General features: G+C 69.2%; 8 protein-coding genes. 4 read left to right on the forward strand and 4 right to left on the reverse strand.

Annotation, left to right across the window (positions count from 1 at the left end; all coding sequences use genetic code 11):
* The first annotated feature begins 13 nt into the window (after window positions 1–13).
* The gene (locus JWP60_RS19005; RefSeq protein WP_299794888.1) at window positions 14–2686 is read left to right on the forward strand and encodes a cytochrome c peroxidase; all 2673 of its coding nucleotides are present in this window, start codon (window positions 14–16) and stop codon (window positions 2684–2686) included.
* 73 nt (window positions 2687–2759) lie between these two features.
* Window positions 2760–3143: a surface-adhesin E family protein gene (locus JWP60_RS19010; protein ID WP_299794890.1), complete on the forward strand. Its 384-nt coding sequence runs from the start codon at window positions 2760–2762 to the stop codon at window positions 3141–3143.
* 9 nt (window positions 3144–3152) lie between these two features.
* Here JWP60_RS19010 and JWP60_RS19015 read toward each other — a convergent pair whose 3' ends face one another.
* Entirely contained in the window at window positions 3153–3638 is a 486-nt protein-coding gene (locus JWP60_RS19015) for a tetratricopeptide repeat protein (RefSeq protein ID WP_299794892.1), read from the reverse strand.
* Window positions 3639–3813: 175 nt separating this feature from the next.
* On the opposite strand from JWP60_RS19015, the gene JWP60_RS19020 reads away from it, so the two are divergent.
* Window positions 3814–4707: an amino acid ABC transporter substrate-binding protein gene (locus JWP60_RS19020; RefSeq protein WP_299794894.1), complete on the forward strand. Its 894-nt coding sequence runs from the start codon at window positions 3814–3816 to the stop codon at window positions 4705–4707.
* A 98-nt stretch (window positions 4708–4805) separates the two neighbouring features.
* Here JWP60_RS19020 and JWP60_RS19025 read toward each other — a convergent pair whose 3' ends face one another.
* The 3 genes from JWP60_RS19025 to JWP60_RS19035 are packed head-to-tail and all read right to left on the reverse strand — an operon-like array spanning window position 4806 to window position 8690.
* The gene (locus JWP60_RS19025; RefSeq protein WP_299794896.1) at window positions 4806–6893 is read right to left on the reverse strand and encodes an acetate--CoA ligase family protein; all 2088 of its coding nucleotides are present in this window, start codon (window positions 6891–6893) and stop codon (window positions 4806–4808) included.
* A gap of 5 nt (window positions 6894–6898) precedes the next feature.
* Window positions 6899–7690 (reverse strand): enoyl-CoA hydratase/isomerase family protein, encoded by a 792-nt coding sequence (locus JWP60_RS19030; RefSeq protein ID WP_299794897.1) that lies wholly within the window; start codon window positions 7688–7690, stop codon window positions 6899–6901.
* Between the two features lie 22 nt (window positions 7691–7712).
* Window positions 7713–8690 (reverse strand): tripartite tricarboxylate transporter substrate binding protein, encoded by a 978-nt coding sequence (locus JWP60_RS19035; protein WP_299794899.1) that lies wholly within the window; start codon window positions 8688–8690, stop codon window positions 7713–7715.
* A gap of 142 nt (window positions 8691–8832) precedes the next feature.
* Between JWP60_RS19035 and JWP60_RS19040 the strand changes: the two genes are divergently transcribed.
* Entirely contained in the window at window positions 8833–9657 is an 825-nt protein-coding gene (locus tag JWP60_RS19040) for a helix-turn-helix domain-containing protein (RefSeq protein WP_299794901.1), read from the forward strand.
* Window positions 9658–9945: the final 288 nt, after the last annotated feature.

Raw genomic sequence — 9945 nt, forward strand, 5'->3', positions numbered from 1 at the left:
AGGAGACACCGCCATGGCACACCAACAAGGCGCCGGCTCCGCAGCCGGCCCACGGGACCCTGCGCGCAGTGCGCGGCTGCGCCCCTGGCAACGCGCGCTCGCCCTCTTCCTCGCAATGTTGATCGGCACCGCGCCGGTCGCCGCGCGCGGACCGGGACGGGCGGGCATCGACGCACTCGTGGAGAATCCGGATCCCGATCCGATCCTCACGGTGCCGGCGAACCTGGCACCGGCCTTCGATCCCACGCAGGCCTTGCCGGGCGCTCCCACGGTGCCCGGTCTCACGGTGGACGCCAAGGGCGACCAGCCGTTCACCGTCTCGCTCGACGCGATCCTCGGCGCGCCCACCGGCATGGTCATCGGCAAGCCCATCGTCTCGGACTCGGGCGAGTGGACGGTGCAGCTGCAAGGCGTGGCGTCCAATGCCACCGTCAATGGCCAGCCCGCGACGCCCGCGGTGAAGGTGGCGATCGGCACCGTCGATCTCGTGCCGCCGCTGGTCTCGCTCAAGTCGGTGCCGGTGCCGCCCTCGGAAGGCATCGAGACCTTCGTGCGTGACAAGGGCAAGGCCATCGCCCTGGGCAAGGCCCTGTTCTGGGACGCCCGGGCCGGCAGCGACGGCCAGGCGTGCGCCAGTTGCCACTTCGCCGCCGGCGCGGACAGTCGCTTGCGCAACGGGTTCAACCCGGGCCAGCGCGGCAACGACAACGCGTTCAACAAGGCCTTCACCGGCGGCACCGGACCCAACTACACGGTCAAGCCGGAGGACTTCCCGACCCATCGCCTGCAGAATGCGTTCGACCGCAACTCGCTGGTCACCTTCGACAGCAACGACGTGGTCGGGTCACCGGGCACGTTCTCCGGCCCGTTCGGCTCGCTCACGCCCACCGGCGACGAGATCTGCGCGAACCGGCCGATCGACGAGTTCAGCGTCCATGGCGCGCTGACCCGCCGGGTGGAGCCGCGCAACACGCCCACCGTGATCAACGCCGCGTACAACTACCGCAACTTCTGGGACGGGCGCGCCAACAACTCGTTCAATGGGGTCAACCCGTTTGGCGATCGCGATCCGGGCGCCAAGGTGCTGCAGTCGCTGGGCGATGGCACGGCGGGCTGGGTCGCGATCCATCTGCCCAATGCGAGCCTCGCGTCGCAAGCGGTCGGACCGGCGCTCAGCGACTTCGAGATGTCGTGCGGCAGCAAGACCTTCCTGCAACTCGGACGCAAGATGGTGCCCATGCGGGCGCTGGCGGGGCAGAAGGTCAGCGTCGACGACTCGGTGCTGGGCCCGCTGCGGCACGCGTCCGGCGCCGGGCTGACGGGCAGCTATGCCGACATGATCAAGGTGGCCTTCCAGCCCCAATGGTGGAACGCGGCGGGCACGTACGCCGGCTTCACGCAGATGGAGACGAACTTCTCGCTGTACTGGGGCCTGGCGATCATGCTGTACGAGTCCACCCTGGTCTCGGACGAGGCGCCGATCGACAGGTTCATCGGCTGGTCCGGCAGTCCGCCGAATGCGAATGCGCTCTCCGCCCAGGAGATCCGCGGGCTCGCGCTGTTCCGCGGCAGCAAGGCGAATTGCGCGTCATGCCACCGGGGGGCCGAATTCACCTCCGCTGCCAGCCGCTTGCAGCCGGTGCGGGGCGAGACCAACCTGCTGGAGCAGATGTTCACGGGCGCTGGCAGGCTGGGCCTGTACGACTCGGGCTTCTACAACATCGGCGTGCGGCCGGCCGCGGAGGACGTGGGTGTGGGCGGCTCCGACCCGTTCGGCAATCCGCTGTCCTTCTCGCGGGAGTGGCTCGGCCGGCTGCGCGGCAAGCCGACGCCGGACACTTTCACGGTCGATGCCTGCCTGTTCTCGATCCTCAGCGATGGCCACCAATGCCGGACGACGCCAGACCCGGCGAAGGCCAGCGTCGCGGTCGACGGGGCCCTCAAGACGCCGTCCTTGCGCAACGTGGCGCTCACGCAGCCGTACTTCCACAACGGCAGCCGCTTCACGCTGGAGCAGGTGGTGGAGTTCTACAACCGCGGCGGCGACCGGCGCGGACCGGACAGCAACGACACGACGGGCCTGCCTGCCAGCGTCGCTCCCGATGGCGGTCTGTCGAACGTGCACCCGGCGATCCATCCGCTCGGCCTGAGCGACGCGGAAAAGGCGGACCTCGTCGCGTTCCTGCGCGGCGCGCTGACGGACCGGCGGGTCGCCTGCCAGAAGGCGCCGTTCGACCATCCCGGCCTGCGCGTCACCAACGGACACCTCGGCGACAGCACCTTGATGCTCACCCGCAAGGGCGACACCAAGGGCATCGACGTGTTCGTGGATCTGCCCGACGTCGGCGCCGGCGGCCTGGGCGCGGGGTCTTGCATGGTCAGTGACGTGGGCACCTCGTTCGAGCCGGCCGGCACGATCCAGGTGGTAAAGATCCCGCAGGGGGTGAACCAGCTCCCGCACGGCGAGACCAGCCTGCCGGCGGCGTTGGTCGACTGGCCTTCGGCGTTCGTGTGGCCGGCGGAAATCCCGCTGCCCCCGGGCTTCACGCCGCCGAGTCTCCTGCCGCCCGGGTTGGCCAAGAAGGCCGGGGCCTTGCCGCCCGGCCTGGCGAAGCAGTCCCCGGACTTGCCGCCCGGACTCGCCTCGACGACCAGCGTCCAGCTTCCTGGCGGGCTGCTCCCGTAAGGTGCAGCGACATGACGATGCGACCACGCCCCGCGGGGCGTGGCTCCCTCACTCTTGAAGCATTGGAGCAACCATGAAAAGACATGCAATCGCGCTCTTGCTCGCGATCCTGAGCGGCACGGCCATGGCCGACTGGCAGCAGGTATCGGACGACACCGAAGCCGTCGCCTACCTGGACCCGGCGACGCTGGTGCGCACGGGGGACCTGGTCACCGTCTCCGAGTTGAACGATTTCAAGCGGGTCGCGACCACCGTGAGTGACTCGCTGTTCCGTTCGTCCATGACCCAGCGGGCGTACGACTGCGCAGGCGCCCGCACCCGCATCATCACGCTGCAGCCTTTCGAAGGGCAGATGGGTGCGGGCCGCGCGCTCGACATCATGACCGTCGATGGCGAATGGCAGGACATCGCCGCCGGCTCCGCCCGTGCCGATGCCTACAACCTGGCGTGCCGGTAAGCCCCGGGTTCAGGAGCCGGAGCTCGCCGAGGTCTTCTTCTTGTAGTCGCCTATGCTGCGCTTCAGGTCGCGGTACTGCTCGCAGGGGAAGAAGCACAGCTGGTCGAGGACCTTGAGCTCTTCCTCGGCGCGGGGCAGGTCGCCCTTCTGCAGGTAGGCCTCGCCCAGGTACTCGTGCACCCCGCGGTGCTTGGGATCGATCTTCAGCGCCTTGCCATAGGCGTCGAGTGCCACGTCGATGCGGCCGGTGAGCCGATACGCGTGGCCCAGCTCGTTCCAGGCGTTGGCGTCTTCCGGCTTGCGCTTGATGTACGAGCCCATTCGGTCGACCACCAGTTGCCAGTCCTTGTGCGCCACCGCGTCCATCGCGGCCACGTATTCCGGGTCCTGGTTCTTCAAGGTCGACGGTTCGTCGCCGCCGCCTCCCGCGGCCGATGCGCCCAGCGGCCAGGCCAGGACGGCGCTGCAGACGAATGCGATCAGGGAATGCTTCATGGCTGCTCCTCGTTGGAGTGACGGACCGGCGCTGGCGGAGCAGCGCCGGGACCAGCGTACTCCCTGTGGCCCTTGGTTTGCAGGCACCAAAGTGCCGGGTGCCATGGCAACCACTGTCCGGACCGAGCACCATCCTTGCTAGGATGGCCCGTCCCTATGACGAGGAGTCCCCTTGATGGCGTTTTCCCCCTTCCGCATCGTTGCCGCCGGCGGCCTGCTGCTCTCTTTCGGTGCACTCGCGCAGGTGCCGGCCACGCTCGACAAGGTCAAGAGCCAGGGCACGATCACCGTGGCCCACCGAGAGTCGTCGATCCCCTTCTCGTACCTGGGTGCGGAGGGACAGCCGGTCGGCTTCGGATGGGAGATCTGCCAGCGCATCGTCGAGAACGTGAAGAAGGCGACCGGCCGCTCGGACCTGAAGGTCGCCACCGTGCCCGTCACCTCGCAGAACCGCATCCCGCTGGTGCAGAACGGCACGGTCGACATCGAGTGCGGCTCCACGACCAACAATTCGGACCGCGCCAAGCAGGTTGCGTTCGCGATCAATTACTTCTACACCGGCACGCGCTTCCTGGTGAAGTCCGACTCCGGCATCAAGTCGCTGACCGACCTGAAGGGCAAGCGCGTGGTGACGACCGCGGGCACCACCAACTTCCAGGTGCTGCGCGCCGCCAACCAGCGCCAGGAACTCGGCTTCGAACTCTCCACCGCCAAGGACCACTCCGAGTCCGCGCTGCTGGTCGAAGGCGGCCGCGCCGATGCCTTCGGCATGGACGACATCCTGCTGTACGGGCTGCGCGCCGCCGCCGCCAACCCTGCTTCGCTGGCGGTGGTGGGCGAGCCGCTGCAAGTGGAACCGTACGCCATCATGTTCCGCAAGGACGACCCGGGCTTCAAGAAGGTGGTGGACGACACCATCGTGGGCCTGATGAAGAGCGGCGAATTCGAGCAGCTCTATCGCAAGTGGTTCCAGTCGCCGATCCCGCCCAAGGGGGTCAACCTGAACGCGCCCATGAGCAAGGAGCTGCAGGAGAACATCAAGGCGATGTCGGACAAGCCAGCACTTTGAGGCGCTGTCATTGCGGGCCTGAACCGCAATCCATGCGGCGCTCGTGCAGGCGCCGTCGTGGATCCCGGGTCAAGCCCGGGATGACATCCCGTTCACAGTCACCCCGCCAGCACCGCCACCCCATCGGCCGCCCGCACGCCCTGACCCGCCGGCAGCACGAACAGCGGATTGATCTCGGCCTCCAGCAGGCGATCGCCAAGTTGCGCCGCCATGCGCGAGAAGGCGACGATCGCGCTCACGAGCGCCTCCACATCCGCCTTCGCCCGGCCGCGGAAGCCATCCAGCAGCGGCCAGGTCTTGAGTTCCTGCGCCATCGAAAGCGCGTCGGCGCGGCTCAATCCGCCTTGCGGCGGCAGCAGGCGCATCGTGGTGTCCTGGAACAGTTCCGCCGTGACACCGCCCATGCCGAGGAGGATGGCCGTGCCCAAGGCATCGCGATGCATGCCGAGGATCAGTTCCGTGCCGCCGGCCACCATCTCCTGCACGAGGAAGCGCTCGGGTCGCACGTGCGCCTTCGCCGCCACCGCGTCCGCCATCGCTGACAGACGCAAGCCGACTTCTTCCGCGGCGAGGTTCACCGCGACCCCGCCGACATCGCTCTTGTGCGTGATCTCGCGCGAGAGGATCTTCAGCACCACGCGGCCGCCCAGCTCGCGCGCCGCGCGCTGCGCTTCATCGGCCGTCTGCACGATGCGCTCGCGCGCGCAGGGCACGCCGAAGCGCGCGAACAGTTGCTTGGCCTGGGCTTCGTCGAGCGAGCCGCAGGGGAGGTCGTCCACCGCGACGCTCGCCACGACGGCCGCGTCCTGCTCCTGCGGCTGCCAGCGGCTGGCGTGCAGCATCCCCGCCAGCGCCGCGGTGCAGCTCTCGGCCGCGGCAAACGCCGGCACACCCCGCTCGGTGAGCAGCGCGGTCGCTTCGGGCGCATGGGGGCTCACGTAGGCCACCACCGGCTTGTCCGACAGGGGCAGGCACTGCCGGATCGCATCGGCCATCAACTCCGGCTGCGCCACGCCCGAAGAGCCGACGATGATCGCGAGCGCGTCGTAGGTGGGACTGGCCAGCAGCACCTCGATCGCGCCGCGCAGCAGTTGCGGCTGCAGGCCCGCGAGCGTCACGTCGATGGGGTTGCGATCGAGCGCCGCGTGATCGCCCGTCTGCAAGGCGCGCAGGGCTGCCGCCGTTGCGGGATCGGGCGGGGGCGTGGCGAAGCCGCTCACGCCGAGGCTGTCGGACACCAGCGTCCCGGCACCGCCGGTGGAAGTCAGCACGGCAACGCGATTGCCGCGCAGCTTGCGTCCACCCACGAGCGCCGCGGGGATGTCCAGCAGATCGCCAAAACTCTGCGCCCGGATCACGCCGGTCTGGCGAAACAGCGCGTCGTACATGCGATCGGCGCCCGCCATGGCACCGGTGTGCGAGACGGCGGCCTGGGCCCCCGCTTCCGAGCGACCGATCTTGAAGGCAACGATGGGCTTGCCGGCGCGCGCGGCTTTCAGCGCGGCGGCCCGGAACTTGTCCGGATGCCGGATCGCTTCGACATACAGCGCGATCACACGCGTCGCCTCGTCGTCGGCCAGGGCGGAGACAAAGTCCGACAGCTCGAGATCGACCTCGTTGCTGGTCGAGATCAGCTTGGACAAGCCGATGCCGCGTGCAGCAGCGCGCGACAGCAGCGAGCCCAGGATGCCCCCGCTTTGCGACACCACGCCGATGCCGCCCACCGGGAAGCGATTCATCTCCAGGGCGCCGCTGGCGGACAGCACGATGTGGTCCGTGAGGTTCACCAGGCCGATCGTGTTGGGCCCGAGGATGCGCATGGCACCGGCGGCTTCCTTGAGCTGCGCCTGCCGGCGCGCGCCCTCTTCGCCGGTCTCGCTGTAGCCGCTGGCCAGCACGATGGCGGCGGCCGCGCCCCGCGCAGCGAGCTCGCGCACGGCCAGGTGCGCCCGCTCGGCCCCGAGCAGCACGATGCCGACGTCGGGCACCGCAGGCAGCGAGGCGAGATCGGGATAGCAGGCCAGGCCGGCGATGCGATCCAGCTTGGGATTGACCGGATAGATCGCGCCCGCGAAGGCGTGCTTCAACAGGTAGGCCACCGGCCGGCCGGCGGTCTTTGCCGGGTCGCCGGAAGCGCCGATGACGGCCACGCTGCGCGGCTTCAGGAGACGGGAGATCGCGTCCATGGCGTTCACCGGCTGGCCGAGGCCTTGGCGAGGAACGCCATGACGGACTCGCGATGTTCCGTGCTCGTGTAGCAGATGCCCTGCGCCTGGCTGCCCTGCGCGAACACCTGCTGCGCCGACAGTTCGAAGGTCTGGTCCAGGATCGCTTTGCCGAGGGCAAGCGCCGTCGCCGAGCCCTTGCTCAATTCGGCAGCCCAGGCCTGCGCATCGCGCACCAGCGTGTCCGCGCCGCTCCTGCGGTCGACGATACCGAGAGCCAGCGCCTCGTCGATGTCCACCTTGCGTCCGGTGAAGATCAGTTCCTTGGCCTTGGGCAGGCCGATGCGGCGCGGCAGAAAGTACATGCCGCCGCCATCGGGAATGATGCCGCGGTGGATGTACGACCAGGTGAAGCTGGCCCATTCGCTGGCAATGATGAAGTCGCAGGCGAGCGCCGTGTCCGCGCCCAGCCCGGACGCCGCACCGTTGACGGCGGCGATCACCGGCTTGGGCATGGTGTGCAGCAAGGCCTGGGTGTGATGCACGCGCTGCTGGCGGTGCCAGCCGTTGAACGCGACTTCGCCGGCCGGGGCATTCAGCCGGCGCTCCATGCCCGCGATGTCGCCGCCGGCGCAGAAGCCCTTGCCGGCGCCCGTGAGCACCAGGGCCCGGATGGCCTGGTCGCCCGCGACGCGTTCCAGCGCTGCGATGAATTGCGTACGCATGTCGTCGCTCATCGCATTGCGCTTGTCGGGGCGGTTCAAGGTGAGCGTGGCGATGCCTGCCTCCACCTGCAACTGGATCAGCGAGTCGTTCATGGTGTGCTCCTTGCGCGTGCGCTCATTCGGCCTTGACGTTGTTTTCCTTGACCACCTTGCGCCAGCGAACTTCTTCGCCGCGCACGTAGGCATCCAGTTCCTGGGGCGAGCCGGCGCTCACCGCCAGGCCTTCCTGTTCGATCTTCTGGCGGAACTCGGGCGACTGCGCCGCCTTCTTCGCCGCCGCATTCAGCCTGGCGACGATGTCCGGCGGCGTGCCCGCGGGTGCGTACAGGCCGTACCAGCTTTCCACCGCGTAGCCCGGCACGCTCTCGGCCACCGGCGGCACGCCCTTGAATGCCGCGGACGGCTGCGGCGACGTCACCGCCAGCGCGCGCAGGCGGCCGCTTTCGACCAGCGCCGACACCGCGGAAGCGGTCGCGAACATCATGTCCACCTGGCCGCCCAGCACGTCGGTGAGGGCCGGGCCCGCGCCCTTGTAGGGGACATGGACCATCTTGACCTTGGCCAGGTTGTCGAACATCTCGCCCGCGAGATGGGCCGAGGTGCCATTGCCCTGCGACGCGTAGGTCAGCTTGTCGGGCCTGGCGCGGGCCGCCTCGAGGATGTCCTTGACGCTCTTGAACGGGCTGTCCGCGCGCACCACCAGCACGTTGGGGCCGCGGCCGATCAGCATCACCGGCGCGAAGGCTTTCCCGGTGGCATAGGGCAGCTTGGGCATGAGGCTGGGATTGACCGCATGGGCGAACGACGCGACCACCAGGGTGTAGCCGTCGGCCGGGCTCTTGGCCACCGCATCGGTGCCGATGATCGTGCCGGCGCCCGGCTTGTTATCGACGATCACCGGCTGGCCGAGCGCCTGCGACATGCCGATGCCGAGAGTGCGCGCGATCAGGTCGGTGCCGCCACCGGGCGCGAAGGGCACGACCAGGCGCACCGGATGCTCCGGGTACGCGGCCACGGCGGCGCCGGCAGCAAAGGCCGCAAGCGCGAAGGCGCCGGCAAGGCGGCGCGCAAGGGAAGGAATGCGAAAGCTCATGGGATTTGTCTCCTGCCTCGGAACGGGCTGGTGTTGCGATGGGCGGGGCATGCGCCACGCCGCAGCCCGAGATTAGGCCCGGCGCGGCGAACCCGCATCGGGTGAATTCCAAGCAGTGGAATCGCCGCTCTACACTGCGCCCATGAAAGCCACTGCGGACGGCGCGGCTGCGCGCAATCATGGCGCGACCGTGGCCGAGCCCAAGCCGGGCCGTTCACCCGTGAATCGATCGCTGGAGCGCGGCATCGAGTTGCTGCGGGCCTTCCGGCCCGGCACTGCGCTGCTCGGGAACGCGGAGCTGGCCGAGCGCACTGGCCTCTCGCGCGCCACCGTGAGCCGGCTCACCCAGACGCTGGTCGGCGCCGGCATGCTGCAGGTCGACGCGAAGTCGCGCGCCTGCCGCCTCGCGCCAGGTGTGCTGAGCCTGGCGCACGCGATGCGCTCAGGGTGTGCGGAGCTGGCACTGGCCGCGCCCATCATGCGGCAGGTGGCGGAGACCAGCCGCGTCAACGTGGGCCTGGCGGCGCCCGACCGCGACGAGATGGTGTACCTGGAGTCGATCCGCTACAACCGCCGCGCCGCGCTGCGCAAGGTGGTCTCGGGGCAGCGCGTGCCGATCGAACTGACCTCGCTCGGGCGGGCCTACCTGTACGGCGCGCCGGAAGCGCGAAGAAAGGCCTTGCTGGCGCTGTTCAAGCGGCGGCGCGGCGCGCAATGGCCGGCGCTGTCGGCGCAGATCCGGCAGGCGATGGAGCAGATGCAGGCGGAGGGTTACTGCGTCGCGTCGTGGCAGCCGGAGGTCGTTGCGCTGGCAACGAACCTGCGGGGCAGCAGCATGCCGCTGGTGGTGAACGTGAGCGTCTCGACCGGCGAGCCGCTCGATCAGGTGGTGGGCGAGCTGGCGCCGGTGCTGCTGGCGATGGCGCGGCGGATCGAGGTGGAGTTGCGAAGGACAGGTGGGGATTGAAGGGGTGGCCGGCTCCATTGCGTGCGGCGAAACGGTGGCGTGCCTGCGGCAACCCATCCCACGAACGTCGCCGTTGTAGGCTGGGCTGCCGAAGGCACCCCAGCATTGCGCGCGCGATCGCTGGGGTGCCTTCGGCAGCCCAGCCTACGGAGTCACGTCAAGCCGCGACCGCCTCCTGCTCCATGCGATTGCGCTCCAGCCGCGCATCGACCAGCCGCACCGTCTCGCGCAGCGTGGGATGCGCCAGGCCGAACTGTGCCGCCAGGCAGTGCACCAGGCTGTCGACGC

It is taken from the genome of Ramlibacter sp. (genome assembly GCF_028291745.1).
Classification (GTDB): Bacteria; Pseudomonadota; Gammaproteobacteria; order Burkholderiales; family Burkholderiaceae_C; genus Ramlibacter.